This window comes from Pseudolysobacter antarcticus (assembly GCF_004168365.1).
GTDB classification, from domain to species: Bacteria; Pseudomonadota; Gammaproteobacteria; order Xanthomonadales; family Rhodanobacteraceae; genus Pseudolysobacter; species Pseudolysobacter antarcticus.
In genome coordinates this window covers 857,118-883,644 of record NZ_CP035704.1, presented here as the reverse complement: position 1 = coordinate 883,644, position 26,527 = coordinate 857,118, and the positions used below count along the sequence as shown (strand labels likewise).

Genomic DNA, 26,527 nt, shown 5'->3' with positions numbered 1-26,527 from the left:
ACTACCAATATTGTTGTCGTTCGCCGGCGCTGAACTGCTCCGGTGACGGGGGCGGCTGGCGTTGACCACCCCGCCCAGCCCGGACGTTTCATCCGAGATGGAAGCCCGTTTCGGGCCTTTTGCGAAACATCCTTGCCTCGCATTTCTTGAATCTGTCCGCCACTGCATTTCCTTACTCGACGGCGCCTATCAGTCGATGCCTATACGCCGCCGCCCTGTTTTCTTTTCACTAAAATTCGCCGGCAATCCAGTTCTTGACCTTGCCCCACAAACCGCTTGCCGCGCCGCTGCGCTGGCTGCCGTTGGCATTGCGGGTTTCCTGGCGGCTGCCGTAAATCAGCAGACCAACACCGGTCGCATGGATCTGATTGCTGACCACATCGGCCAGTCCGGTCACGTGTTGAGGAATGCCGATGCGCACCGGCATGTGGAAAATTTCTTCGGCGAGTTCGACCACGCCTTCCATCTTCGACGCGCCACCGGCGAGCACGATGCCGGCCGCAACGAGACTCTCGTAACCGGAGCGACGCAACTCGGCCTGCACCAGCGAGAACAATTCCTCGTAGCGCGGCTGCACCACTTCGGCCAGGGTCTGGCGCGCCAAGCGACGCGGCGGCCGATCACCGACGCTCGGCACCTGGATGGTTTCTTCGGCATGCGCAAGTTGCGCGAGTGCGCACGCATACTTGACCTTGATTTCTTCGGCATGTGCCGTCGGTGTGCGCAACGCCACGGCGATATCGTTGGTGACCTGATCGCCCGCAATCGGCAGCGATGCGGTGTGACGCAATGCGCCTTGCGTGAAGATCGCAATGTCGGTGGTGCCGGCGCCGATATCGACCAAACATACACCGAGATCGCGCTCGTCCTGCGTCAGCACGGCGTAGCTCGATGCCACTTGCTGCGGCACCAGATCGTCTACCTTCAAACCACAACGCGATACGCACTTGCGAATATTCTGCGCCGCGCTCATTGCGCCGGTGACCAGATGCACGCGCGCTTCGAGGCGCACGCCGCTCATGCCGATCGGATGACGAATGCCTTCCTGCCCGTCGATCACATATTCCTGCGCTTCCGAATACAAACGCTCTTGATCGGCCGGAATTGCGACGGCGCGTGCGGCTTCGATCACATGCTCGCGATCTCCTTCGGTCACTTCCTTGTCGCGGATCGGCACGATGCCGTGCGAGTTCAGGCAGCGAATATGACTGCCGGAAATTCCCGCATACACCGAACGGATTTCGCAGCCGGCCATGAGTTCGGCTTCCTCGATCGCGCGCTGGATCGATTGCACGGTCGACTCGATATCCACGACCACGCCGCGCTTCAATCCATGCGAATGATGCGAGCCGATGCCGATCACCTCGACCGGTTCGCCCGGCGCGTATTCGCCGACGATCGCGACGATCTTCGAGGTGCCAATATCCAGCCCCACGATCAGCGACTTTTCACCTTTGCCTTTCATGTCACGCCTCTTGCCGCAGGTTCCGGCGCGGCCGGCTGCGGTTTTTTGACTGCGGGTGGAGTAACGCTCGCGGGCGCCTCCGGCCATTTGATCGCGAAGCCGTTGCTGTAGCGCAGATCGACTTTTTCAAAGTTGCCGGTGTGTCCGGCCAGCAAACGCGGATAGACGTTGATGAAACGTTGCAGGCGCTGCTCGGGTTGTTCACGACCGAGTTCGAGTTCCGAACCGTTGCTCAAAGCGAGTTTCCAGCTGCCGCGCTCGCTGAGCTCGACGCCGTTGACGGTCATGCCGCTGCCCGCAAGAATTTTCTGCGCACTGGCATAAAACGCGATGACATTTGCCAGCGCGTCATCGGGGCCGGCGAGTCGCGGCAGGCCCTGCATGTTCTCGGCACCCGGCGCGGCAAAAATCCGGCTATCGGCGCTGATCAGCTTGTTCGCGCCCCAGCGCGCGACCGGCTGCAATTCGGTGACACGCAGCAGAATCATGTCCGGCCAATGTTTGCGCGCTTCGGCTTTTTCCACCCACGGCAACGCGGCGACCGCAGCCTGCAATTCATCTAGCTTTGTTGCAAAAAATCCGTTGCCGACATGATTCGCCACGGCGGCGCGAATCTCCTCGGCACTGACATGGTTGTACTCGGCCTCGACCTGCAACGAACGCACCGGCCAGCGCTCACCGGCAAACCAACCGTTGAGCACGCCGACGATCGGCAGCACGACCAGACTCAATGCCAAACCCCACGCCAGCAATTTGAGAATCAAGCCGCCTCTCATGGCGCTGTCTCCAGCATGCTGGTTTCGAGAATGCGCCAGCACAATTCTTCGAATTCGATGCCGACCGCACGCGCCGCTTTTGGCACCAGCGAATGGCTGGTCATGCCCGGCGTGGTGTTGACTTCGAGCAGCCAGTTGCGACCTTGCGCATCGCGCATCACGTCGACCCGGCCCCAGCCCGCGCACGCAGCGGCGTCGAACGCACGCAGCGACAGCGCGCGAATTTCTTCCTCGGCAACACCGTCGAGACCCGGGCAAATGTATTGCGTCTCGTCCGAAACATACTTCGCGTGGTAGTCGTAGAAACCACCTTTCGGCACGATGTGGATGCTCGGCAAGGCGACGCCGTTCAAGATCGCGATGGTGTATTCCTCGCCTTCGACCAAAGCCTCGATCACGAGCTCGCCGTCGTAACGCGCCGCCAGCTCGATCGCCGCAGGCAGATCCGCCGCGCTGCGCACTTTGGTGATGCCTACACTCGAACCTTCATGCGACGGCTTGACGATCACCGGCATGCCGAGTTGCGCGATCGCCGCGCTCACATCTTCGCCGCGCTTCAACGCAACGTACGCAGGTGTGGGCAAACCCAGCGCCTGCCACACCTGCTTGGTGCGAACCTTGTCCATCGACAGCGCTGAGCCAAGCACGCCGGAACCCGTAAACGGCACGCCGAGCGATTGCAACGCACCTTGCAGCACGCCGTCTTCGCCACCGCGGCCATGCAAAATGTTGAACACGCGCGCGAAATGTCCGGCGCGCAATGCATCGAGCAAGGCCGGAACACCGTCAACCGCATGCGCATCGACGCCGCGTGATTTCAACGCGGCGAGCACATTCGCGCCGGAATTCAGTGACACTTCGCGCTCGGCAGAATTGCCGCCCAATACGACCGCAACGCGGCCGAATTGTTTGGGATCGGAATTTTTCTTCTGAGCCACTTGCATCACTTCTTTCTCGCCGATTTTGGTTTTGCCGCACCCGGCGCGGGCGCTTGCAGATTGCCCTTGCGCGCAAGTTGGCTGGCGACTGCGCCGATGTCGCCGGCACCGAGCAGCAGCAGCACATCGCCATCGCGCAACAACGCCGGCAACTCCGATTCGAATTCACTCGGATGCTCGACGAACACCGGATCGACCTTGCCGCGCGCGCGCACCGCACGCGCCAGCGCGCGACCGTCGGCATTCGTGATCGGGGTTTCACCGGCGGCATAGATTTCAGTCAATACCAGCACGTCCACCTCGGCCAATACCTTGGCGAAGTCGTCCAGCAGATCGTGCGTGCGGCTGTAGCGATGCGGCTGGAATGCGACAACGAGACGCCGTTCCGGCCAACCACCGCGCGCCGCCTCGAACACCGCAGCGAGTTCGCGCGGATGATGGCCGTAGTCATCAACCAGCAGCGCGGTGCCTTGATCGAGTGTGAGTTCACCGCGCACATGAAAACGTCGACCCACGCCTTGAAATCCGGCGAGCGCGGATTGAATCGCCTCAGGCGTCACGCCGAGCTGCCACGCCACCGCGGCAGCCGCGAGCGCATTCAAGACATTGTGCCGACCCGGCAGATTCAAGGTAACAGGCAACGCATCCGCATGCTCGGAAAGATGCAGATCGAAATGCATCTGCTGGCCGTTCTGGCGGATATCCGTGGCGCGCACATCGGCCACGTTTTCGATACCGTATGTGACCGTGCGGCGTGTCGTCGCGGCAGCGAGCTCGGCCACTTCGGCATCGTCCACGCACAATACCGCGACGCCATAAAACGGCAGGCGGTGCAGAAAATCATCGAACGCCTTGCGTAACTGGGCGAAGTCGTTGCCGTAGTTTTCGAGATGATCGGCGTCGATATTGGTGATGATCGCGATCACCGGATTCAACATCAAAAATGAACCGTCGGATTCGTCGGCTTCGGCCACGAGATATTCGCCGGTACCGAGGCGCGCGTTCGCGCCAGCCGATACCAGCTGGCCGCCGATGACGAAGGTCGGATCGAGTCCGCCTTCGGCCAACACGCTTGCGGTGAGACTGGTGGTGGTGGTTTTGCCGTGCGTACCGGCGACCGCGATGCCACGACGAAAGCGCATGAGTTCGCCGAGCATTTCCGCGCGCGGCACGACCGGAATGCGACGTTCGCGCGCTGCCAACAATTCCGGGTTGTCGGCTTTGATCGCACTCGACACGACCATCACATCGACATCGGCTACATGCGCCGCGTCATGACCGTGCTCGATGCGCACACCGAGTTGTGCCAAGCGACGTGTCGTCGCCGAATCAGCTTTGTCCGAACCGGAAACGGAATAGCCGAGATTCTGCAGCACTTCGGCAATGCCGCTCATGCCGACGCCGCCGATGCCGACGAAATGCACACGACGGAAATCCTGCATGATGTCTTCGTGCGGACTGAGGCGAGTCGGTGTCATGCGCCGACCTCGATACAGGCTTGTGCGATCACTGCGACGGCATCCGGTTTCGCCAGTGTGCGTGCGGCATTTGCCATCGCCAGCAGACGTGCGCGATCCGTTAGCAGCTCGCGGAGAATGTCGGCAATACGTTCAGCGCTGGCCGCCGATTCGGGTAGCAGCAATGCCGCATTTACTGCGACCAGAGTTTCGCCGTTGCGTGTTTGATGATCGTCCACCGCAAACGGAAACGGCACGAGCACCGCGCCGATTCCGGCAGCGGCGAGTTCCGCCACGGTCAATGCGCCAGCGCGGCATATCACGAGATCGGCCCACGCATACGCCTCAGCCATATCTGCGATAAAGGGTTCGACAATCGCGGCAACTCCAGCGTCGAAATATGCGGCGCGCGCCGCATCGACGTGCTTTGTGCCGCACTGATGACGCACATCGGGACGCTGCGCCGACGGCAAACGGGCGAGCGCTTGCGGCACGCGCGTATTGAGCGCTTGCGCGCCGAGACTGCCACCGAGAATCAAAAGACGCGGCGCGCCGTCCCGTGTCGCAAATCGTGTCCCCGGTGCGGCGATCTCGCTGATCTCGCGGCGCACCGGATTGCCTACCCACTGCGCGCGCGAGTCATTCGCAAACGCATCGGAAAATCCGCACAAAACCTTGCGCGAAAGTTTGGCGAGCACGCGATTCGTCACGCCCGGAATGCGATTCTGCTCGTGTACCAGCAACGGGCGACGCAGCAACCACGCGGCGATTCCGCCCGGCCCGGCGGCATATCCGCCCATGCTCAACACACTGCGCGGACGCACGCGGCGCAGCACCGCGCAGGCCTGATACACCGCGCGCAGAATGCGCAGCGGTGCGCCGATCATGGTCAACAAACCCTTGCCGCGGATGCCGCCAATGCGCAGCGTTGCGAGTTCGATGCCGGCCTGAGGCACGAGCCGCGTTTCAAGTCCACCCGCCGCACCGAGCCAGACCACCGGCACGCCGCGCTTGCGCAATTCAGCGGCAACCGCAAGGCCCGGAAAAATATGTCCGCCGGTACCGCCGGCCATGATCAGCACGGGTGCAGACGACTGTGATGTCAGCGTCGTCATGCGCGCACACCTTCGGCATTAGCGGCAGCGTCGGCAAGATTGTCCGCCATGTTTTCGGCGCGGCTCAATTCATAACTCACGCGCAGCAGCATGCCGATCGCGACGCAGGTCATCATCACGCTGGATCCGCCGGAGCTGATCAGCGGCAAGGTCAAACCTTTGGTCGGCAATACGCCGAGATTCACGCCGATCGAGACCATCGCCTGCAGGCTCAGGCACAACGAAATACCGAACGCGCAATATCCGCCGAAGCGCTGGCCACGCTCGATCGCGCGCATGCCGATCACAAAACCGCGCCCAGCGAGTGCGGCGAATAACAGCAACACGAGCACGATGCCGGCCAGCCCGAGTTCTTCCGCGATTACCGCCATGATGAAGTCGGTGTGTGCTTCGGGCAGGTAGAAAAGTTTCTGGATACTCGCACCAAGGCCAACGCCGAACCACTCGCCGCGACCGACCGCGATCAGCGCTTGGGTGAGCTGGAATCCATCGGTGAACGGGTTCTCCCACGGATTCAGGAACGAGGTCAGGCGCTTGACGCGATAGTCCTGCGACAACGCCGCCCAAGCCAGCGCGGGCATCGCCGGAATCGCGAGATAAACGAGATTGCGCAGACGCGCGCCGCCGAGCCAGATCATGCCGACGGTAACGCAGATCAGCAAAGTCGCGCTGCCGAAATCCGGCTGCGCAAGCAGCAGCACGACCAGCATCAATGCCACGCCAAGCGGCTTGATCACGCCGAACAATTTGCCCTGCACGCTATCGCGATGACGCACGAGGTAACTCGCGAGATAGATGATCAGCAACAGCTTCACTGCCTCGACAGTCTGGAAGCTCGCGACGACCAGACGGATCCAGCGCCGCGATCCGTTGATGCGCATGCCAATGCCCGGCACGAACACCAGCAGCAACAGGAACACCGCGAGCAGCAGCAGCGGAAAACTGTTGCGCTCGAACCAGCTCAGCTCGACCTTGGTCATCGCCGTCGCCAAGGTCAAACCGAGGGCAAGAAATACCAGGTGACGCGTGAGGTAATAAAACGGCCCGACGTGCTGGCCGTCGGCGATCGCGATCGACGCGGACGAAACCATGATCACGCCGAGCGCAGCGAGCGCGGCTGCGGCGAGCAACAGGCCGGTGTCGAACTGGCCGTCGATATCGCTCTTGCGTCGTGCCTGATTATTCATGCCGAACATCAGCGCACCTTCAACGTGGCGAGGCCGATCAACACCAGCACGACGCTGATGATCCAGAAGCGCACGATCACGCGCGGCTCGGGCCAACCTTTGAGTTCGAAGTGGTGATGGATCGGCGCCATGCGGAACACACGTTTGCCGGTGAGCTTGAAACTCGCCACCTGGATGATCACCGAGGCGGTTTCGATGACGAAGATGCCGCCCATGATCAACAGCACGATTTCCTGGCGCACGATCACCGCCACCGTACCGAGCGCGGCGCCGACGGCAAGCGCGCCGACATCGCCCATGAATACTTGCGCGGGATAGGCGTTGAACCACAAAAATCCGAGGCCGGCACCGGCCAGCGCGCCGCAGAAAATGCACAGTTCGCTCGATCCGGGAATCGCTGGAATCTGCAGGTAACTCGAGAACACCGCGTTGCCTGCGGCGTAAGCAAAAACACCGAGTGCGGCGGCGACGAGCACGGTCGGCATGATCGCCAGACCGTCGAGGCCGTCGGTGAGATTCACCGCATTCGAGAAGCCGACGATCATCAGATACGCCAGCGGCACGATCATCACGCCGAGCGGAATCGCGACCTGCTTGAACAGCGGCACATACAGCGCGGTTTCCGCCGGCACGCTCGCAGTGAAATACAAACCAAGTGCCGCGCCGAGACCGAACAGCGATTGCCAGAAATATTTCCAACGCGCCGGCAGACCGCGGCTGTCCTTGAGCGCGATCTTGCGATAGTCGTCGTAGAAACCGATCACGCCGAATGCCAGCGTGATGCCGAGCGTGATCCAGATGTAGCGGTTATGCAGGTCGGACCACAGCAAAGTGGAAACGGTGAGCGCGAGCAGGATCAGCGCGCCGCCCATCGTCGGCGTGCCAGCCTTGGAAAAATGCGACTGAGGACCATCGATGCGAATCACCTGCCCGGCTTTCTGCGCAGCGAGCTTGCGGATCACCATCGGGCCGAACAGCAACGACGTCACGAGCGCGGTGAGCGTGCTCATGATGGTGCGAAACGTGACGTACTGGAACAGATGGAATCCGCCCCAGAGATCGCGCAAATGGTTGGCAAGTTCAAGCAGCATGCTGTGCTCCGTGCGTCGCATCGTTGGCACTGAGCAAGGCCGTCACGATTTTTTCCATCGCTGATGAACGCGAGCCCTTGATCAGACAAACCACGCCGGAATGGATCTCGCGGCGCAAGGCATCACCGAGCGATTGTTGATCCGGATAATGCGTTGCATCCGCGCCAAAAGAGTTGACTGCCGAACGTGTCAATTCGCCGACGCCGAACAGCCGACGCACGCCGCTGCGTTGCGCCAGCGCACCGATCTCGGCGTGCAGTTGTGCGGCATCGGCACCGAGCTCCTTCATGTCACCGAGCACGAGCCACGGCTCGCCCGGTTGCAGCACGAGAGTTGCGATGGCCGCGGCGGTCGAGGCCGGATTGGCGTTGTAGGTATCGTCGATCAATGTCCAGCCGAGCGCGCTGGTGTGGCGGATCAATCGCCCTTTCACCGGCGCGGCATTTTCCAGTCCGAGCTTGATTGTTTCGAGCGGCACATCCAGCGCAATCGCGATCGCACTCGCGGCCAACGCGTTCATGACGTTGTGGCAACCGCTGAGCGGCAAGTCGACTTCGCAATCGCCCAACGGCGTGTGCAAGGTGAATGTGCTATTTGCGCCAAGGTTGTGGACACTCGCGCTCACATCCGCGCGATGCTCGATGCCAAATCGCACGATGCGTCGCGCACCTGCGAGTCCGGCGAAAAATTCCGCGAACGCGTCGTCGGCATTGATGATCGCGACACCGTCTTGCGGCAACGTTTGATAGATTGCGCCCTTGGTCGTCGCGACACCTTGCAGATTTCCCATACGCTCAAGATGCGCCGCGGCAATGTTGTTGACGAGGCCGATCTGTGGCTTGGCGATGGCAGCAAGATATGCGATGTCGCCGGGTTTGCCCGCGCCCATTTCGAGCACCGCGAACTCGGCGTCTGCGGGTAGCGCGAGCACGGTCAGCGGCAGTCCGATTTCGTTGTTGAAATTTCCGGCGTTGACATGCGTGCGACCGGCGCGCTGCAGGATCGACGCGACCAGAGCCTTGACCGTGGTCTTGCCGTTCGAGCCGGTGATGCCGACCACGTGCGCGTTGTGGGCGGCGCGCACGAACGTGGCGATTGCTCCGAGCGCGCGTTCGGTATCGGCAACGATGACTTGCGCCATCGGCAGATCGAGTTGTCGACCGACCAATGCCGCAATCGCGCCTTGTTGCTGCGCGTCGGCGACAAAATCGTGGGCGTCGAATTGCTCGCCCTTGAGCGCGATGAACATTGCGCCAGATTGCGGCTGGCGCGAATCGGTGGCGACGTTTTGCACGGTTGCATCGGCGCCATGCAGGCGACCACCGGTGAGCCGTGCAATATCGGAGAGACGCAGATTCAACATGTATGCGCCCCCATCACCGAGCGCGCCACTTGCAGATCGTCGAAAGGCAATTTCCTGCCGCCGACTTCCTGATAATCCTCATGGCCTTTGCCGGCGATCAGCACAACATCGCCACGGCGCGCCTGCTTGATCGCGAGCGCGATGGCAGCGGCACGACGACGTTCGACAGTGACGTTGTTCGGCGCAGAAAATCCCGCGAGAATTTGCGCGACGATCACATCGCCATCTTCGCCACGCGGATTGTCGTCGGTGACGATGGCAACGTCCGCAAGACGTTCCGCAATCGCGCCCATTTGCGGACGTTTGCCCTGGTCGCGCTCGCCACCGCAACCGAATACGCAGATCAAACGGCCGGCGCTGTGCGCGCGCAAATTGCTCAGCGTTTGTTCGAGCGCATCGGGCGTGTGCGCGTAGTCCACCACGATCAGCGGTGCGGCGTTTTCGCCACCGAGGCGATTCATGCGCCCGGCTACCGGCTGGAGTTGCGCGATCGCATTTTGAATCTGCGCGAAACTGAAATCCAACGCACCAAGACAACCGATTACTGCGAGCAGGTTGGCAATGTTGAAACGCCCGAGCAACGACGATCCCACCGCGCCGTCGCCCCACGGCGTATGCAGATGAAAACGCAAACCGTGCGCCGAGGTTTCGATTCCACTCGCACGAATATCCGCGTTCGCCGCATCGATGCCGTAGCTCAATGCGGATACGCTCGCTGGCAATTGCTGCAGCAGTGCGCGACCGAACGCATCATCGGCGTTGATCACCGCGCAGCTCAATCCGGGCCACGCGAACAGGCGCGCTTTGGCGGCGGCATAACTTTGCATGTCGCCGTGATAATCGAGGTGATCGCGCGTGAGATTGGTGAACACCGCGATGTCGAACGCAATCGCATCGACGCGGCCCTGATCGAGCGCGTGCGATGAAACTTCCATCGCCACATGACTCGCGCCTTCATCGCGAAATTCGGCGAACAAGGCATGCACACTGAGCACGTCGGGCGTTGTGCGTTCACCGGTGCGCAAGGCGCCGTGTAAACCTGCGCCGAGCGTACCGATGCTGGCTGTCGTCAAACCGACGCTGCTCAGCGCTTGCGCGAGCAATTGCACAGTCGAGGTCTTGCCGTTGGTGCCGGTGACGCCTATCACTTGCATCGTTGCCGAAGGCGCGCCGTAAAAGCGTGACGCGATGCCACCGAGCTGATCGCGCAGTTGTTCGATCCACAGCACCGGCTGATTTTCAGACGATGCGACCGGTGCGAATGCGACGGGCGCGGGTGCCTCGGCCAGAATGACCTGCGCACCTCGCGCCAACGCCGTCGGGGCAAACGTAATGCCGTGCTGATGTGCGCCGCGTAGTGCGACGAACGCATCGCCCGGCATAACCAAACGCGAATCGAGTTGCAAACCACGCACGACGATATCGCCGAGCGCCGCAGGCAGCGCCGCATCGGCGAGCAGATCGCGCAGGTTCATGGCGGTGCGGAGCGCGTTCATTCCGGCACAACCTCCGCCGAATTTTCTTCTTCAGCGGCAGTCAGCGGCAACGGCATCGTGGCATCAATCGCCTGCCCCGCTTGCGGGCCGCTGGTATACCAGTTCTTGATGTTGTCCGGCGGCACATCGAGCAGGCGCAGCGCATCGGCCATGACCTTGCCGAACACCGGTGCCGAGACCAATCCACCGTAGTACGAATTGCCGTTCACCGCGGGATCGTTGATCACGACCACGCCGACCAGACGCGGCGCACTCGCCGGCACGATGCCCGCGAACAGCGATACATAGCGGCTCTCGTAACTGCCGCCGACCGCGCGACGCGAGGTGCCGGTCTTGCCCGCGACGAGGAAGTTTTTCACTGCCGCTTGCGGCGCGGTGCCTTCGGGCGTGATCACGGTTTCGAGCATGCCGATAATGGTCTGCGCGATCTGCGGATCGAGGATCGCTGCGTCCGGATTCACCGCATCCTTGACGAACGTGGGCGGATGCGAACGGCCGCCACGCGCGAGTGCGGCGTAGCCGTTGGCAAGTTGTAGCGGCGTCACGCTGAGGCCGTAGCCGTAAGAAATCGTCGCCTTTTCCACCGGCCCCCACTTGTTGGCGGGCGCGAGCACGCCGGGCGATTCGCCGGGATAACCTGAGCCGGTCGTCTGGCCGAAACCAAAGCGGTTGAACATGTTGTAGAGCACTTCGCGATCCATGCTGATGCCGATCTTGGCCGCGCCGATATTGCTCGACTTGGTCAGGATGCCGGTGAGATTCAGCATGCCGTGATTGTGCGTATCGCGAATCGTGTAGCCGTAATACTGGAACGTGCCCGGCGAGGTATCGACCATCGAGGTCGGCTTCCATTTGCCGCTTTCGAGCGCCGCGGCGATCGTGAACGGTTTCATCGTCGAACCAGGTTCAACCACGTCGGTCATGGCGCGATTGCGGCGTGCCGAGAAATCGATATTGATGCGCGAATTCGGATTGAACGACGGCTGGTTGACCATCGCCAGAATCTCGCCCGTGGCAACATCAAGAATCACCATCGAACCCGACTTCGCCTTGTTCTTGTCGATGGCCAATTTGAGTTCGCGATACGCGAGATATTGCAAGCGGCGATCGATCGACAACGCCAGGTCGCGACCGGGTTTCGGCTCGCGCACAAGCTCGACACTTTCAACGACATGACCGAGGCGATCCTGCATCACGCGCTTGACGCCGGGCTTGCCGGATAGCCAATCGTCGAACGCGAGCTCCAGACCTTCCTGGCCGCGATCGTCGTTGTTGGTGAAGCCGATGACGTGCGCCATCACTTCGCCGCTCGGGTAATAACGCTGATACTCGCGCTGCGATGAAATACCCGGAATGCGCAGATTGAGAATCGCCGCGGCATCATCCGGATTGAGGTGACGCTTGAGCGGGATGAACTGCTTGTCGGATTTGCTCACGAGTTGCCGCTGCAACTCCTCGGCATCGACATCCAGCGCCTTGGCCAGCTCGTTGAATCGATCGGCATGATCGAGCAAATCTTGCGGCACCGCCCAGATCGCATCGAGCGGCGTCGATACCGCCAGCGGCTCACCGTTGCGATCTGTGATCATGCCGCGCGATACCGGAATGGCGATGTCGCGCAGATAACGCGCGTCGCCTTGTTCCTGATAAAAATCCTTGCGCACCACTTGCAGATCGACCGCGCGCACGACCAGCGCGGTCGAGCCGAGCGCGAGCACCATCAGCACAACGTAGAGTCGGCCGCGGGTGTTGACGATGACTTTGCCGCGCGTGGTTTTCATGGGATCACCGCGCGAGCGGACACGAGCAAGCGCCACGATTCTGCCTGCGCAAATTCGCGACGCTCCGGTGCGCCACATTGCTGCGGCGCAGACGCTGCCTGGTCAATGCGACCTTGCGGCGTATTCTTGCTGGCGTAGTAGGTTTTCCCCCTCACCGCCGTTTCACCTTTTTATGATGACCGTCTCCGCAGCGCTGGGCGAAACCATGCCGAGCTGACTGCGTGCAATCTGTTCTATTCGGTTGTTTTCCGCCCAGGTCGCCTGCTCAATTTGCAGACGGCCCCACTCGAAATTCATTTCATCGCGTTCTTTTTGCAGCCGATCCAGTTCGACAAATTGCAGTCGACCTTCCTGCCGCTCGAACACCACCGCAATCGCGCTACCGATCACCGCGAGCAGCAACACGGTCAGCGCAAATAATCCTGCGCGCCTCATGCCAGCCGCTCCGCCACACGCAACACCGCACTGCGTGAACGCGGGTTTATCGCCACCTCGGCATCGCCCGGAAACTGCGCGCCGCCAATCAATTTCAACTTCAACCCCGTTTCCGGCGGCGGTGGCAAACCACGACGCGTCATTGGCGCCTGGGATTGCTCGCGCATGAAGCGCTTCACGATACGATCCTCCAGCGAGTGAAAACTGATCACCGCTAAACGTCCGCCGGTATTGAGCCGCGCGAGCGCACCTACCAATCCGTGCTCAAGAGCTTGCAACTCCGCATTCACCTGAATCCGCAACGCCTGAAACGTGCGCGTGGCCGGGTGTCTGCCCGGCTCGCGTTTTTTCACCACACGCGCCACCAGCTCGGCCAGTTGCGTGGTGGTTTCGATCGCCATCTCGGCACGCTGCTCAACAATGGCGCGTGCGATCGGACGTCCAAACCGTTCTTCACCGTAACCCCACAACACCTCGGCGATTTCGCGCTCGCTGCTGCGCACCAGCCACTGTGCGGCGCTCTCGCCGGCCAATGGATTCATGCGCATATCCAGCGGCGCATCCGCCTGAAAACTGAATCCGCGCGCCGCCTCGTCGAGTTGCGGCGAGGACACACCCAGATCCAGCAACACACCATCCAGCCCGGCTTCGGTCGCGCTCCAGTTGCCCAGCTCGGCGAAACTGCCGTAGCGAATCGCCACACGCGCATCGCCACCAAATTCTTTTTCGGCCACCGCCACTGCTGTTGGATCCTGGTCCATCAGCAGCAAGCGACCTTGCGGCCCCAGCCTTTGCAACACTTCGCGCGCATGCCCGCCGCGACCAAACGTTCCATCCAGATAACAGCCGTCCGGCCTGATGCCTAGGCCGTCGAGCGCTTCTTGCAACATCACTGGAATATGTTTCAAACCCTGCGTGCTCATGTGCTGTCGTGCTTCGTCAGGGAGTGAGTCGTTCACTACAATTTCAGTTCCAGCATGTCATCGCTGATTTCGTCTTCACCGATGGTCTGGCGAATCTTGGCGAGATGGGCTTGCTCACTCCACAACTCGAATTTCCTGTCCATGCCGAGCAACACCACTTTCCGTTCGATGCTTGCCGCAGTACGCTGACTGGCCGGCACCAGCACGCGACCATTGCCATCCAGCTCCACCGGTGTTGCCGCACCGACCAGCTTGAGCTGCAGATCGCGATGCACACGCTTGACGTTGGATAATGCGTTGACCTGATCGCGCACCGTTTCCCACTCCTGCACGGGAAACAGCCACAAGCAGCCGTGCTCGAACGGGTTATAGACGAACACAAGACGATTCGCGCAAGCTGATGCAATCAGCTCCCGGTAGACCGTCGGGATCGCCAGACGGTTCTTTTCATCAATCGTGATCGCGCTTTCGCCTTGGAACACAAACCCACCAATCACCACGAAAAACCACTGCGGCCCACATTAGTCCCGCGAGTAGGCACTGTCAAGAAAAAAGCAGGGGTTTTCAGGCATCTGCGTGCGCGGCGGCGGGGTGAGGTGTGAACAATCGTGGCGCGGGCGAGTTTTGATCGCGCGTGCGAACCGAACGAGGCAGGAAAATTCACGGTGCCCGCAGTGGCGATAGAATGCGACACCACATATTTTGGCGGGCGGTGGACAGCGCTTTCGTCGCTGTTCGCAACTTCGTTTTGTGCGAGCAACCGGCGCACGCTAGAACCCGCCATTCAGCCCAAAATTATTTGGTGAGGCAATCATGTAACAACGAGCGCCGAAATTTGAGATCCACTCATCCGTAAAAATTTAGGTGGTCTAAAATCTGGTTCACAACGATATGGGCTTGGCAGCAACAAGCGAGATTTGAAGATCAATAAAATTCGGTTATGCCTAATTGACTTTACGCCGCCTCAGCGCAACACTCCCGCCACTCCTACTACTAGTTAGGCGCTGGTGTATGCGTCATAACCGCTCGATGCGAATTTTCCTAGTAGCGCTGCTTGCCACATTGGGAAGCGGTCGCATCTATGCCCAACTTAAGCTCAATGATCACATCTTTGCCGAGCCAGGCATTTCTGTTGCCGCCTACATCGATAGATTGAAAGACGGTACCACCGAGTGGCAGCGTTACAATGCGGCCGCAGCCCTAGGCGAGCTTGGCGATAGATCTGCTGTTCCTGCACTCATCGAGGCGTTGGGCAGTCCGAGTAAATCGGTTAGAGAAAACGCCTTAGTTTCACTGGGTAATCTCGGCGCTGTCCAAGCAATACCAAGCATGAAGAAGCTATTGCATGACGCGTCGCCAGATGTTCGTGCAAACGCAGCATATTCACTTGCGGAGCTGGGAGCAGTCGAAGCGATCCCAGAGATCGAGGCTCTGTTAATAGACAGTTCGCCGCATGTTCAAGAAAGCGCCCACGAAGCTATTCAATACTTGGAGGCGCACAAAAAGTGAGTTCAGACGGCAGCGTCTAACTACTCGCTCAAGCTGACCGCTGCGAGTGGTCATGGCGTAAACTCAGGCGCATTCGTGGCAGCGGCCACTTAACTCCAGCGCTAGCTGTCTATGGAATCATCTCTGCAACTGGACCCAAACGGATTCGCAGTGGATCCGTTTGGTTATAGCGCGCTTGCATGGCACAAGTGGGGATTGCTGGCGACCGCAAACGGCTTTCCCATAGACATCACAAAGCCCCCAACCGTCGAAGATCTGAAGAATCCAGTTCTGTGGCTGAGTCATGCGAACGCACTTTCCGAAGCGGCGATCTGTTTGGTAAAGAACCCACCAAACTTTGAAAGCATCCCATCAAATCTGAGGACGATCTGTCACAGCCAATACCACGCCGTAGCTCTAATGCTGGTCGGCTACAGCCTCGAAATCTGCTTGAAGGCTATGATCTTAATCAAGCTGGGCGTGGACGAATTCACCAAGCAAGAGAAGAATCACTTCCACCACCGGTTAGACGAGCTTGCCAACTTCATCCCAGAACTCAGCAAAAAAGATCAAGCGATATTGAGGGGCCTTTCTCACTTTGTTGTTTGGGCTGGTCGTTACCCAGATCCAGGCTCGAAACGGGTAAGTAATGCGGTAGATGTTTTCGAAATATCTGAACAATACAAAGTCAGCGCCAAAGATCTCTTTCAGCTCTCGGCGAGAGTAATGCGGCACGTCCAGACAGTTGTCAGATAGACAGCTAACGATTCATTAAAACGCACGTGCCTTCGGCACGCCGCTTAATTCGGGCGTTAATCCGCCAGCAAACGTAGATTTGTATTTTTGAAAGTGGAATGATCTATCGGCGAGGCAGGATTGCTATACGATTCAAACAATGCTTAAGCGGAGTAACGAACTTGCGAAATTTACGACTTTTGGCTTTTCTCATTCTATGCGTAGCCTCCAACTTGGCATGCGCGGACGTCCGCAATCCGAATCCCAATCTCACCATTTCCATCATCGGCAGCGACTCTTTCAATGTAAGCGCGCCGGGCGTGGAAATCCCCGCAATTTTCTCCGTTCGCGTGGTCGATCCACAAGGAAACCCGATTCCTGGACTTACCGTTGAGTTCTTTACGAACTACAGCATCTGCTTTGCGGGAGATCCGCGCTGCGTGCTTCCGCCCCAGGCAATGTACGGACATTTTTCTGACAACCAGTCGGGAGAGAGCGTCCTCACCGACCAGAACGGTGTTGCGTCAGCCGGCCATACTTACATCGGCGGTTCTGTGGCGGGAACATATACCGTTGTCGGCGGCATCTATTACTCAGCCAGCGCGTACAACGCTGAGATTATGAAAACAGGCAGCGATCCGACTGCATTTTTCAGCATCAACCAATTCGCAGCCGCGCCAATTGCGAGCATACCGGCGTCTGGCACGTTCGGTTTGTTGTTACTTGCTCTTGCGATACTCGTGGCAACTGCCTGCCTCAAGCGAGTATTCTGAAACCGCTGACTAAAGAGCATTGCCGAGATTTTGTTCCCAGCCCCTGCCGCTTACCCTGCCGCTATGCCGCACGAAACGAGTCATGCATTCCGTCAACCTTGTTGAATACCGGAACTCATGGCCGTCGCAGTTCAACGAGGCAGCAGTACAGCTGGCGCTGATATTCGCAGGCATCCCGGTGCACATTGAGCACATCGGCAGCACGTCGATTCCTGCGCTCTGCGCCAAGCCAGTGCTGGACATTCTGCTTGGCGTGCACGACCTCGCTAGCATCGAGTCACGCGCCTCGGGTCTGCACGTCTGGCTGTTGGCTCGCGCCTGGCTTGAACATCGTCAATGGAATTTTTCTGCAACTACGTTTCACGTCGAATCAGCGCACTGATGTCCGGCTTATCTTGGTGGGCCTTGTCACTGCTCTGCGGTGCCTGTTTAAACCCTGAAACCATGCGGCGCATCTGAACGCTGCGCCCGCTCGACACGAGATAGCAAGATAGGCGGTTGTTACCCATCACATCATTCGCGTCAGGAAGATCCATGTCATCTGGAAAGTATCGCGTCACAACGATCATCGTCGCCGCTCTACTGTGGCTGCCTTGCCTTGGCACCGCGGCGAATACATTGGACCAGGCCAACGCACTGACCAAGCAGTTGCTACAGCAGAAGATGAAGGAGCAACGCATACCCGGGGTGCAGGTTGCCATCATCAAGGACAATCGAATCGTGTTGTCCGAAACCTATGGCCTGGCCAACGTCGAGAACCGCGTGCCTGCCAAAAGCACAACTTTGTTTCCGATCAATTCCGCCACCAAGTCATTCACTGGCGTCGCGATGATGCAATTGGTCGAGGCCGGGCTGGTCGATCTGAATGCTCCCGTCTCGCGCTACCTGGACGACCTGCCTGAAGCTTGGCGCGGCATTCGTATTCGTCAACTTCTCGGCCATACCTCGGGCCTGCCGGACATCGTCGACCAGAAAGGCTCGATCGGCGGCGGCACGGAACTGGATGCCTGGAACGCGGTGAAAAAGTTGCCATTGGAAGCAGCGGTTGGCGATCGATTTGCCTACAATCAGACCAACTATGGTTTGTTGGCTCAGATCATTGCGAAACAAACGAAGACGCCCTACGAGCAGTACATCGCCGAGCATCAATTCGCCGTCGCAAAAATGCCCTTGTCGACATTCGGCGACAGCTACGACCTCGTTCCCAATGCAGCGACGATCTACGCCACCACGCCGCGCGGAACCCTGGCGAAGGACGACGGCAACCGCTTGTCGAAATGGATCTACGAGATCCCTTATAGTCTTTGGGCCGGTGGTGGAATCCAAACCACGGCAGATGAAGTAGCGCACTGGATCATCGCGTTATCGAACGGCCAACTGATCAGCAAGGCTGCTGTTCAGAAGATGTGGGTGCCAGAAAAATTGAACAGCGGCGCTGATAGCGATTGGGCTGCTGGATGGCCCGTGCTGCAGACATCTCCCCACCGCCAAATAGCGGGTATCGGTGGCGCCAGAGCCGCATTCGTTGTTTACCCGGATGATGGCTTGGCCATCGTCGTGTTGACCAATCTCGCCGGAGCGAATCCGCAGCGCTTCATTCCGCAAATAGCTGAGTTCTACAAGCAACGTAAGTCGGCGCAATGAATCGAGGCAATGCCTCCACGTAGTAAAAAAAGCAGGCGATGCCTGCGTCAGCGTGCCCTCGCATACCTTCGACGCAAAACAGCGCCAGTTGAAAGTGCGAGGCGTTCAGCCCGTGGTGGAACAAGCTACCAACCTGGATTGATTCGCCAGTCCCGCAGACGTTGGTGTCAAGCGCCAGCCACTTTCAAATTCTGCAAAACAAAAACGGCACCTGGTCATCCCGGGGGCTCGTATCGTTGCCACCACCTTGTTGATTGAGAGTTGCAATTAAGTCTCCGCTAAGCGGCGCTTGTCAGCATGCACACGCGTCGGTGTATGTTGCACGCGTAATGCCGCGCCAATGTTCGACTCTCCGCAATAAAAACAGGTAATACCATGCGCATATTGCTAGTCGAAGATGATGCGATGATTGGCCGCAGCGTGCAGCGCGGACTGACGCAGGATGGAATGACGGTCGACTGGCTGATGCACGGCGATGCGGTCGAGCGCGCGTTGCAGGATCATGCATTCGATGCGTTGTTGCTTGATCTCGGGCTGCCCGGAAAATCCGGTCTGCAGATTATTCGCGAAACCCGTGGACACAAGAATCCGCTGCCGATTCTCGTTATCACCGCGCAGGATGCGATCGAGGATCGTATTGCGGGACTCGATGCCGGCGCCGACGACTACCTGACCAAACCCTTCGATCTGAACGAACTCGCAGCAAGGCTGCGAGCGTTGGCGCGGCGCGCCAGCGGACGGGTCGATCCGCAGATCGAGCATGGCAGTTTGCGGCTGAACCCGGCCAGTCACGAGGTCACCTTGCGCGAGCAGCCGGTGCTGCTTTCGGCGCGCGAATTTGCGGTGCTGCACGCGTTGCTGGAACGCCCTGGCCACGTGTTGTCACGCGCCAAGCTCGAAGAAAAACTCTACGGCTGGGGTCACGGCATCGACAGCAACGCGATCGAAGTGCATATCCACGCGCTGCGCAAGAAACTCGGCCAGTCGATCATTCGCAACGTGCGCGGCGTCGGTTATGTGGTGGATAAAGTCGTGGACAAGCCCGCATGAGATCGATGCGCAATCGACTACTGCTGAAAATTCTCGCAGCGCTGATTCTTGGCATCGCACTGTCGTCGCTCGGTGTGTATTTCATGGCGCGACGCGAGGTCAATGAACTGTTCGATCAGCAACTGCGCCAGATCGTCGATTCGCTGCCGAACGGAGCGTTCAACGCCGCTGGCGCCAGCTTGTCGCTGAACGAAATGCGCGACGAGGAATTTGCCTTGCAGATCTTTTCGTCCAGCGGCGAGCTCGTGTATTCATCGAACCCACGCGTGAGCAAAGTGCAACGTGTCGTACCGGGTTTTTCGACGGTCGCAACCACGCACGAACGCTGGCGCATTTACGCCGCGCAACAGCCCGAAAGATTTGTCCAAGTATTGCAGCCGACCAGCGTGCGTTCGGCGCATGCGGCTGGCGCGGCGTGGCGCGTTTCGATCCCGCTGTTATTGTTGTTGCCCGGGCTCGCGCTGGTGATCTGGTTGGCGTTGCGCACCGAGCTTGGCGCGCTCGCGCGACTCGCAACGGCGGTACGTTCGCGCAACTCGGCATCGTTGCATGCGGTATCCGATTTTGAATTTCCGAGCGAGATCCAGCCGCTGATCGACTCGCTCAACGACCTGCTGCTACGCCTCGCGCAATCGCTGGATCTGCTGCGTGCATTTACGGCCGATGCCGCGCATGAATTGCGCACGCCGCTGACCGCGATCCGGCTGCAATCGCAGCTCGCCGAGCGCGCCGGCAACAACGATGATCGCCGTATCGCATTCGCGGATTTGCACGACGGCCTAGCGCGCGCCGCTCATCTGATCGATCAGTTATTGACCCTGGCACGGCATGAGCCCGAGTTGAGCGCGAGCCAGTTGCAGCGCGTCGATCTGCACGATCTGGTCACAGCCACGGTGGGCGAACGCTCGGCGATTGCCGCGCAAAAAAACATCGACATCGGGCTGATCGAATCGCCGCAATTATTCGTTCAGGGCAATGCCGCCGCGTTGCAGATCCTGCTCGGTAATCTGATCGACAATGCGATTCGCTGCAGCCCTGCTGCGGGGCGTATCAATGTGGTGCTGTATCGGATCGATCAGCGTTGCGTGATCGAGATTGTCGACAACGGCCCAGGCATTCCAACCGAAGATCGCGAACGCGTATTCCACCGTTTTTATCGACGCCCGGGCTCGGCGCCGGGCGGCAGCGGACTCGGCCTGGCGATCGTGCGGCGGATCGCCGATCAGCATGCGGCTAAAATTCGGCTCGACGACGCCACTATCGGTTCGGGCCTGAGAGTGCGTGTCATTTTTCCGGAACTCTGAATGCACATTTTCTTGCATCAATTTGCTGATAACGCGGCTTTCAATCTGCGCCGACTTTTGTGCGCGGCCTTGTTAGCTTGCTCCGTGATGACCGGCTGCGCACGTTATGTCGACAAGCCGATTGATGCGCATGCGTCGTCGCTGCTCGCGCCACTCGATCCGCAGCAAATATCGGCCGATACCAAAGCACATCCTTCGACGCTTTTGCCGGTACTCGACATCGACCCCACCGGGCCATGGAACGATATGCAGATCGGTCTGATCGCGGTGCTGACAAACCCCGGCCTCAAGGCGGCGCGAGCGCAAGGCGGCATTGCCGAGGCGCAGGTTTTCGCCGCGGGACTGCTGCCGGATTTGCAGATCGGCATCAGCGCCGATCATCCCGATAGCGTCGGTGTGGTGAATGCGTACGGCATCAGCGCGGGATTCGATATCGCGGCATTGCTGTTGCATTCCGCCACACGCGCGAAGGCGAAAGCCGCCGCGGCCGAAGTGCAGAAAAACATCGCGTGGCAGGAATGGACCGTCGCCAATCAGGCACGTTTGCTGGCGCGGCGTCTGCCGTTTTTGCAACAGCAACAAGCGCTCGCGACGGACGCCGAAAACACCGCGCAAAACCTGCTCGGTCTGACCACACAAAATGTCGATGCGGGCAATGCGAAACTCGACGATCTCGCGCTGCGAAGAGTCGCGCTGCTCGACACGACCGAGCGTGCCCATACGCTGGCGCGCGATATCGAAACCACGCGCCTGTCCTTGAACCAAACCCTCGGCGCGACACCCGAGCAGCGATTGCCTTTTGCGGCTAAATCGATCGCGCGCGATTTTTCGACACTCGACGCCAATAGTCTGTTCGAAACAGCACGCAGCGAGCGCCTTGATCTGCGTGCGCTACGCGACGGTTACCAATCGCAGCAAGCCGAAACGCGCCATGCGATTCTCGCGCAATATCCAATGCCGGTACTTACGCTCAACCGTGCGCGCGACACCACGCCGATCTACAGCAAGGGCGCGAGTGTGGCGCTGACATTGCCGTTGTGGAATCGCAATCGTGGCGCGATCGCGGTCGCCGAAGCGACCCGCGAGCAATTGCGCATCGAGTACGAATCGCGCCTGCATGAAACGCGCGCGGAAATCGCCACGCAGCTCACGGAGCTGCAGCGGATCGCAACGCAATCCGAACTGTTGCGGCAGCAGCTGCAACAGATGCAGCCGGAAATTCAGGCATTGAATAACGCGGTGCAACGCGGCGATGTCGCGCTCGTGACTTACGAAACCGCACGCGCGGCTCATCTCGACAAACAGATTGCCGCCCTCGCCCTCGCGCAGGCCGCGGCGGAAGGTGAAGTCACCCTCGAATTGACGGTCGGAGTTTTGTTATGGCAGTAAATCTGCGCAATCGATTGCGCCACGCCCGCGGCATCGTCGCATTGAGTTTGCTTGCGCTCGGGATCGCATACGCCGAGGAAGAAGCCGTCGTCACCGCATCGATCCACGTCGCCAAAGCGGAAGTCGCGACAATGCACGAAACCGTGTCGGGCTTTGGTACGGTGGAAGTGCCGATCGATCGCATGCATGCGTATTCGGTGGCGTATCAGGCGAGTGTCGAGCGCGTGCTGGTCACGCCCGGGCAGACGGTGCACAAGCACGACGCGCTGATGATCTTGCATCGCACCGCAACCAGCGAACTCGAAATCAGCCACGCGCAAACCGATGCGGATTTTGCCGAAAAAGAATTAGCTCGCCTGAAAAATCTGTTGGCGCAACACCTCGCCACGAATGGCGAAGTCGCGCTGGCGCAGCAGGCGCAACAGAACGCCGCGGCGGCACTGACATCGGCGCGTTCGCGGCTTGGCGCAAACACCGCGCGCACGCTCGCCGCCGAAACCGACGGTGTGATCGCAGCGATCGCGATCGGCCCGGGCGATGTCGTCGGCGCCGATACGCTGCTGTTGAAAATTGCCGAAGGCAGCGAGTTGCGCGTGCGTGTTGCGATCGAACCTGCCGAGTTGATGCACATCGCCAAGGACCAGTCGGTCGAAATAAGTCTGCTGCGGCCAGGCGGCGAAACCATGACCGGAAAAGTGGAACAGGCGCTGCGTCAGATCGATCCGCAAACCCGGCTCGCAGCGGCGTGGATACGCATAAACGATGCAGCGGATTTGATTCCCGGCAGCGCCGTGCGCGCACGCATCCTGACCGCTGCGCGCGCGGTGCTCAGCGTACCGCGCAGCGCAGTTTTGCCCGAGGGCGAAAGCGCGCATGTGTTTGTGATCGCCGCGGGCAAGGCGCAAGAGCGTGAGGTCAAGACCGGCATCGACGACGGCCAGCGCATCGAGATTGTCGATGGACTCAAAGCCGGCGAAGTGATCGCGATCAGCGGCAATTACGAACTCGAAGACGGCATGCGCGTAAACATCGAGGCGGATCAGCCGTGAACGATTCCTGGCTCGAACGCCATCGCCGTTCGATTCTGCTGCTGGTTTTGATCCTCGCGCTCGGCGGATTTTTCAGCGCGTGGCGATTGCCGGTCGGCTTGTTTCCGCTGATCGATTTTCCGCGCATCGTGGTCAGCGTGGATGCCGGCGATCGTCCTGCCGATCGCATGGTGACCGAGGTGACGCGGCCGCTCGAACTGGCGCTGCGCGGTGTGCCGAAGGTCGAGAAAATCCGCTCGACCAGCAGCCGCGGCAGCGCCGAAGTTTCGCTCACGCTGGGCTGGGGCACCGACATGGTCGCGGCGCAATTGCAGATGGAGGCAGCGGTCAATCGGCTGCTGCCGAAACTGCCGCCCGGCACGACGTTCACCACGCGCCGCATGGACCCGACCGTGTTTCCAAGTCTCGGCCTCACCCTGATCTCGAAAACCGATGATCTGGTCGCGCTGCGCGATTTCGCCACCTACCAACTCAAGCCCGCGATCCTCGCGATCGGTGGCGTGATCGATGCCGAAGTGCTCGGCGGGCGTCAGGCCGAATATCAGGTGCTGCTCGATCCGCTGCGCCTGCAAGCCGTCGGCCTGACCAGCGCCGAAGTGACGCGCATGCTGGCCGCGAATAATGAAGTGATGGCGGTCGGTCGCATCGAGGATAATTACCGTCTGTATCTCACCATCGTCGATACGCGATTGCACAATCTCGACGATATCCGTCGCAGCATCGTCAAGACTGAAAAATCTGCCGTCGTGACGCTCGCGGACATCGCCGACGTGCGCCTCGGTCAACAGCCGGAATGGACCCGCGTCAACGCCAACGGTCACGATGCGGTGCTGATCAACATCCGCCAGCAGCGCGGCGCGAACACCGTTGCACTCGTCAGCGATGTGCGCGATCTGCTGGCAAAAATGCAGGCGCAAGTTCCCACCGATATCCAGGTCGGCACGTTCTACGATCAATCCGAGCTGATTGTTTCATCCGCCAGCGGCGTGCGCGATGCCATCATCATCGGCGCGATTCTGGCCGCGCTGATCCTGTTCGTATTCTTCCGCAGCCTGCGCCTGACGCTAGTGATCGCGCTCGTGCTGCCGGTGGTGATCTGCATCAGCGTGTTATTGCTCGGGCTGTTGCACATGAGTTTCAACATCATGACGCTCGGCGGCATCGCCGCGGCGGTCGGATTGATCGTCGACGATGCCGTGGTGCTGCTCGAACACACCGTGCGACGCATCGGCGAGGCGCGCTCGAGCGCGATGGAGATCACTTTGCAGGCCGCGCGCGAAATGTTCCGGCCACTTACGGGTTCGTCACTCGCGACGATCGTGGTGTTCGTGCCATTGAGTTTTCTGAGCGGCATCACCGGTGGCTTTTTCAAGGCGCTGGCGCTGACGATGGTGGCGAGTTTGATCGTCTCGTATCTGGTCGCGCTGCTGGCGGTGCCGTTGCTCACGCATCGGCTGGTCACGCAGGAAGATGCGCAGCGTCTCGAAAAAATCGGACCGCGCCTGCAACGCGCGCAGGATATTTATGCACACCGCATGCAGATGTGGCTATTGCGGCCGTGGTGGGCGCTGCTGATCGTGGGCGGCTGCGTAGTCGTGGGCTGGCTGGCCTATGCAAAGCTAGGTTCGGGGTTCATGCCGAAGATGGACGAAGGCGGTTTTATCCTCGATTACGTGGCCGCGCCCGGCACCTCGCTGAGCGAAACCGATCGGCTGTTGCGCAAGGTCGAAACGCTGATCACAGCATCGCCCGACGTCGCGAGTTATTCGCGCCGCACCGGACTGCAACTCGGCGGCGGACTCAGCGAAGCGAACGAAGGCGATTTTTTCATCCGCCTCAAATCCGGCCACCGCCGCGGCATCGAAGCAGTGATGACCGAGCTGCGTGAACATGTCGAAACGGAAATCCCGGGGCTGCGCATCGAGACCGCGCAGCTCATGGAAGACCTGCTCGGCGACCTGATCGCGAGCCCGCAACCGATCGAAGTCAAACTGTTCGGCGCCGATCCGGCGAAGTTGCGCAACAGCGGCAAGCTGGTCGCGCAGGCAATCGGAAAATTTTCCGGCATCGTCGAGGTTTTCGACGGCGTGAAAATCGCCGGTGATGCGATCGACGTGCAGATCGACCGCACCGCCGCCGCGCTCGAAGGAATCGACCCTGAAACGATTAGCCGCCAGCTCGACACTGCGCTTGAAGGCAGTATCGGCGGTTCGATTCAAAGCGGCGAAAAACTCATCAACGTGCGGCTCTGGACACCCGGCGATCTGCGCCAGCGCATCGCGCAAATCGAGCAGTTGCCGCTCAGCGCGAGCGACGGTCATACGCTGCCGTTAAAACGCATCGCCAGCGTGCAAATCAGCAAGGGCCAGGCGCAAATCAATCGCGAAAATCTGCGGCCGATGGTCGCGGTGACGGCGCGCCTGGAAGGTCGCGATCTCGGCTCGGCGATGCGCGATGTGCAGGCTGCGGTGAGACAACTGAAATTGCCGGCGCAGGTCGGCATCGAGTACGGTGGCCTGTATCAACAACAGCAGAGTTCGTTCCAGGATCTGACTATCGTCTTTATCGCCGCAGTGTTGCTGATCACGGTGCTGCTGATGTTTTTGTACGAAAGCATGAGCATCGTGCTGAGCCTGCTGATCACGACATTCTGCTCACTGACTGGCGTATTGCTCGGCCTGTGGATCACCGGCACCGAGCTGAATATTTCGTCGTTGATGGGCATGACCATGATTCTCGGCATCGTCACCGAGGTCGGCATTTTCTATTTTGCCGAGCTCGATATCGCGACCAGCCATACGCACGATCAACTCATCGTTGCCGGCGTAAAACGCATGCGTCCGATCGTGATGACATCGTCGATCGCGATCCTCGCGCTGCTGCCGCTGGCGGTAAATTTCGGCAGCGGCGCATCGATGCAACAACCGCTCGCGATCAGCATCGTCGCGGGTCTGATTTTTGCGGTGCCGCTGGTGTTGTTGCTGATGCCGGCGTTGTATGCGTTGTTGTCGAAAACAGCGCGTGCCTGATCGTTACACAGTCGTCCTATTCTCAACAAACGGAGTGTT

General features: G+C 59.9%; 23 protein-coding genes. 10 read left to right on the top strand and 13 right to left on the bottom strand.

What is annotated here, in order from left to right:
- Positions 1-229 precede the first annotated feature (229 nt).
- From ftsA to mraZ, 13 genes are all read right to left on the bottom strand, one after another.
- A complete protein-coding gene (gene ftsA, locus ELE36_RS03790; protein WP_129831828.1) occupies positions 230-1,465 on the bottom strand; it encodes a cell division protein FtsA in 1,236 nt (411 codons plus the stop codon).
- Complete coding sequence (locus tag ELE36_RS03785; RefSeq protein ID WP_129831827.1) at positions 1,462-2,241, bottom strand: cell division protein FtsQ/DivIB; 780 nt, start codon at positions 2,239-2,241, stop codon at positions 1,462-1,464. The genes ftsA and ELE36_RS03785 overlap by 4 nt, the downstream gene beginning before the upstream one ends.
- Positions 2,238-3,185 (bottom strand): D-alanine--D-alanine ligase, encoded by a 948-nt coding sequence (locus tag ELE36_RS03780; protein WP_129831826.1) that lies wholly within the window; start codon positions 3,183-3,185, stop codon positions 2,238-2,240. Before ELE36_RS03780 ends, ELE36_RS03785 begins: the two co-directional genes overlap by 4 nt.
- The gene (murC, locus tag ELE36_RS03775) at positions 3,185-4,657 is read right to left on the bottom strand and encodes a UDP-N-acetylmuramate--L-alanine ligase (protein WP_129831825.1); all 1,473 of its coding nucleotides are present in this window, start codon (positions 4,655-4,657) and stop codon (positions 3,185-3,187) included. The genes ELE36_RS03780 and murC overlap by 1 nt, the downstream gene beginning before the upstream one ends.
- Positions 4,654-5,751 carry an undecaprenyldiphospho-muramoylpentapeptide beta-N-acetylglucosaminyltransferase gene (gene murG / locus ELE36_RS03770; RefSeq protein WP_129831824.1) on the bottom strand — a complete coding sequence of 366 codons (1,098 nt, stop codon included), beginning with the start codon at positions 5,749-5,751 and terminating at the stop codon, positions 4,654-4,656. Before murG ends, murC begins: the two co-directional genes overlap by 4 nt.
- The gene (gene ftsW, locus ELE36_RS03765; RefSeq protein WP_129831823.1) at positions 5,748-6,947 is read right to left on the bottom strand and encodes a putative lipid II flippase FtsW; all 1,200 of its coding nucleotides are present in this window, start codon (positions 6,945-6,947) and stop codon (positions 5,748-5,750) included. Before ftsW ends, murG begins: the two co-directional genes overlap by 4 nt.
- Positions 6,947-8,029, bottom strand: coding sequence for a phospho-N-acetylmuramoyl-pentapeptide-transferase (gene mraY, locus ELE36_RS03760; protein ID WP_129831822.1), 1,083 nt, complete (start codon positions 8,027-8,029; stop codon positions 6,947-6,949). The genes ftsW and mraY overlap by 1 nt, the downstream gene beginning before the upstream one ends.
- Complete coding sequence (locus ELE36_RS03755; protein ID WP_129831821.1) at positions 8,019-9,392, bottom strand: UDP-N-acetylmuramoyl-tripeptide--D-alanyl-D-alanine ligase; 1,374 nt, start codon at positions 9,390-9,392, stop codon at positions 8,019-8,021. The genes mraY and ELE36_RS03755 overlap by 11 nt, the downstream gene beginning before the upstream one ends.
- Positions 9,386-10,888, bottom strand: a complete 1,503-nt coding sequence (locus tag ELE36_RS03750; protein ID WP_129831820.1) for a UDP-N-acetylmuramoyl-L-alanyl-D-glutamate--2,6-diaminopimelate ligase — start codon at positions 10,886-10,888, stop codon at positions 9,386-9,388. Before ELE36_RS03750 ends, ELE36_RS03755 begins: the two co-directional genes overlap by 7 nt.
- Positions 10,885-12,669: a peptidoglycan D,D-transpeptidase FtsI family protein gene (locus ELE36_RS03745; protein ID WP_129831819.1), complete on the bottom strand. Its 1,785-nt coding sequence runs from the start codon at positions 12,667-12,669 to the stop codon at positions 10,885-10,887. Before ELE36_RS03745 ends, ELE36_RS03750 begins: the two co-directional genes overlap by 4 nt.
- Positions 12,670-12,831: 162 nt before the next feature.
- Positions 12,832-13,104 (bottom strand): cell division protein FtsL, encoded by a 273-nt coding sequence (ftsL, locus tag ELE36_RS03740; RefSeq protein ID WP_129831818.1) that lies wholly within the window; start codon positions 13,102-13,104, stop codon positions 12,832-12,834.
- Positions 13,101-14,027: a 16S rRNA (cytosine(1402)-N(4))-methyltransferase RsmH gene (gene rsmH, locus ELE36_RS03735; protein ID WP_129836586.1), complete on the bottom strand. Its 927-nt coding sequence runs from the start codon at positions 14,025-14,027 to the stop codon at positions 13,101-13,103. Before rsmH ends, ftsL begins: the two co-directional genes overlap by 4 nt.
- A gap of 35 nt (positions 14,028-14,062) precedes the next feature.
- Entirely contained in the window at positions 14,063-14,509 is a 447-nt protein-coding gene (mraZ, locus tag ELE36_RS03730) for a division/cell wall cluster transcriptional repressor MraZ (RefSeq protein WP_129836585.1), read from the bottom strand.
- A gap of 529 nt (positions 14,510-15,038) precedes the next feature.
- On the opposite strand from mraZ, the gene ELE36_RS03725 reads away from it, so the two are divergent.
- From ELE36_RS03725 to ELE36_RS03680, 10 genes are all read left to right on the top strand, one after another.
- A complete protein-coding gene (locus tag ELE36_RS03725; RefSeq protein ID WP_129831817.1) occupies positions 15,039-15,536 on the top strand; it encodes a HEAT repeat domain-containing protein in 498 nt (165 codons plus the stop codon).
- Positions 15,537-15,647: 111 nt separating this feature from the next.
- The gene (locus ELE36_RS03720) at positions 15,648-16,271 is read left to right on the top strand and encodes a hypothetical protein (RefSeq protein ID WP_129831816.1); all 624 of its coding nucleotides are present in this window, start codon (positions 15,648-15,650) and stop codon (positions 16,269-16,271) included.
- Positions 16,272-16,450: 179 nt separating this feature from the next.
- Positions 16,451-17,023, top strand: coding sequence for an Ig-like domain-containing protein (locus tag ELE36_RS03715; RefSeq protein WP_129831815.1), 573 nt, complete (start codon positions 16,451-16,453; stop codon positions 17,021-17,023).
- A gap of 82 nt (positions 17,024-17,105) precedes the next feature.
- Entirely contained in the window at positions 17,106-17,405 is a 300-nt protein-coding gene (locus ELE36_RS03710; RefSeq protein WP_129831814.1) for a GrpB family protein, read from the top strand.
- 152 nt (positions 17,406-17,557) lie between these two features.
- Positions 17,558-18,667, top strand: a complete 1,110-nt coding sequence (locus ELE36_RS03705; RefSeq protein ID WP_425480888.1) for a serine hydrolase domain-containing protein — start codon at positions 17,558-17,560, stop codon at positions 18,665-18,667.
- Between the two features lie 375 nt (positions 18,668-19,042).
- Entirely contained in the window at positions 19,043-19,717 is a 675-nt protein-coding gene (locus ELE36_RS03700) for a response regulator transcription factor (RefSeq protein WP_129831813.1), read from the top strand.
- Positions 19,714-21,021: a sensor histidine kinase gene (locus ELE36_RS03695; RefSeq protein WP_129831812.1), complete on the top strand. Its 1,308-nt coding sequence runs from the start codon at positions 19,714-19,716 to the stop codon at positions 21,019-21,021. The genes ELE36_RS03700 and ELE36_RS03695 overlap by 4 nt, the downstream gene beginning before the upstream one ends.
- Positions 21,022-22,410, top strand: coding sequence for a TolC family protein (locus ELE36_RS03690; RefSeq protein WP_129831811.1), 1,389 nt, complete (start codon positions 21,022-21,024; stop codon positions 22,408-22,410). It begins immediately after the preceding gene.
- Positions 22,401-23,459, top strand: coding sequence for an efflux RND transporter periplasmic adaptor subunit (locus tag ELE36_RS03685; RefSeq protein ID WP_129831810.1), 1,059 nt, complete (start codon positions 22,401-22,403; stop codon positions 23,457-23,459). Before ELE36_RS03690 ends, ELE36_RS03685 begins: the two co-directional genes overlap by 10 nt.
- On the top strand, positions 23,456-26,488 hold the full coding sequence (locus ELE36_RS03680; RefSeq protein WP_129831809.1) for an efflux RND transporter permease subunit: 3,033 nt from the start codon (positions 23,456-23,458) through the stop codon (positions 26,486-26,488). The genes ELE36_RS03685 and ELE36_RS03680 overlap by 4 nt, the downstream gene beginning before the upstream one ends.
- The last annotated feature ends 39 nt before the right edge of the window (positions 26,489-26,527 follow it).

Excerpts from the sequence above, each read along its gene's own strand:
- ELE36_RS03780 (WP_129831826.1), bottom strand. The coding sequence starts at position 3,185 with ATGCAAGTGGCTCAGAAGAAAAATTCCGATCCCAAACAATTCGGCCGC.
- ELE36_RS03785 (WP_129831827.1), bottom strand. The coding sequence starts at position 2,241 with ATGAGAGGCGGCTTGATTCTCAAATTGCTGGCGTGGGGTTTGGCATTG.
- ELE36_RS03700 (WP_129831813.1), top strand. The coding sequence starts at position 19,043 with ATGCGCATATTGCTAGTCGAAGATGATGCGATGATTGGCCGCAGCGTG.
- murC (WP_129831825.1), bottom strand. The coding sequence starts at position 4,657 with ATGACACCGACTCGCCTCAGTCCGCACGAAGACATCATGCAGGATTTC.
- ELE36_RS03710 (WP_129831814.1), top strand. The coding sequence starts at position 17,106 with ATGCATTCCGTCAACCTTGTTGAATACCGGAACTCATGGCCGTCGCAG.
- ELE36_RS03725 (WP_129831817.1), top strand. The coding sequence starts at position 15,039 with ATGCGTCATAACCGCTCGATGCGAATTTTCCTAGTAGCGCTGCTTGCC.
- ELE36_RS03690 (WP_129831811.1), top strand. The coding sequence starts at position 21,022 with ATGCACATTTTCTTGCATCAATTTGCTGATAACGCGGCTTTCAATCTG.
- rsmH (WP_129836586.1), bottom strand. The coding sequence starts at position 14,027 with ATGAGCACGCAGGGTTTGAAACATATTCCAGTGATGTTGCAAGAAGCG.
- murG (WP_129831824.1), bottom strand. The coding sequence starts at position 5,751 with ATGACGACGCTGACATCACAGTCGTCTGCACCCGTGCTGATCATGGCC.
- ftsL (WP_129831818.1), bottom strand. The coding sequence starts at position 13,104 with ATGAGGCGCGCAGGATTATTTGCGCTGACCGTGTTGCTGCTCGCGGTG.
- ELE36_RS03755 (WP_129831821.1), bottom strand. The coding sequence starts at position 9,392 with ATGTTGAATCTGCGTCTCTCCGATATTGCACGGCTCACCGGTGGTCGC.
- ELE36_RS03695 (WP_129831812.1), top strand. The coding sequence starts at position 19,714 with ATGAGATCGATGCGCAATCGACTACTGCTGAAAATTCTCGCAGCGCTG.
- ftsW (WP_129831823.1), bottom strand. The coding sequence starts at position 6,947 with ATGTTCGGCATGAATAATCAGGCACGACGCAAGAGCGATATCGACGGC.
- ELE36_RS03750 (WP_129831820.1), bottom strand. The coding sequence starts at position 10,888 with ATGAACGCGCTCCGCACCGCCATGAACCTGCGCGATCTGCTCGCCGAT.
- ftsA (WP_129831828.1), bottom strand. The coding sequence starts at position 1,465 with ATGAAAGGCAAAGGTGAAAAGTCGCTGATCGTGGGGCTGGATATTGGC.
- mraY (WP_129831822.1), bottom strand. The coding sequence starts at position 8,029 with ATGCTGCTTGAACTTGCCAACCATTTGCGCGATCTCTGGGGCGGATTC.
- ELE36_RS03685 (WP_129831810.1), top strand. The coding sequence starts at position 22,401 with ATGGCAGTAAATCTGCGCAATCGATTGCGCCACGCCCGCGGCATCGTC.
- ELE36_RS03705 (WP_425480888.1), top strand. The coding sequence starts at position 17,558 with ATGTCATCTGGAAAGTATCGCGTCACAACGATCATCGTCGCCGCTCTA.
- ELE36_RS03745 (WP_129831819.1), bottom strand. The coding sequence starts at position 12,669 with ATGAAAACCACGCGCGGCAAAGTCATCGTCAACACCCGCGGCCGACTC.
- ELE36_RS03720 (WP_129831816.1), top strand. The coding sequence starts at position 15,648 with ATGGAATCATCTCTGCAACTGGACCCAAACGGATTCGCAGTGGATCCG.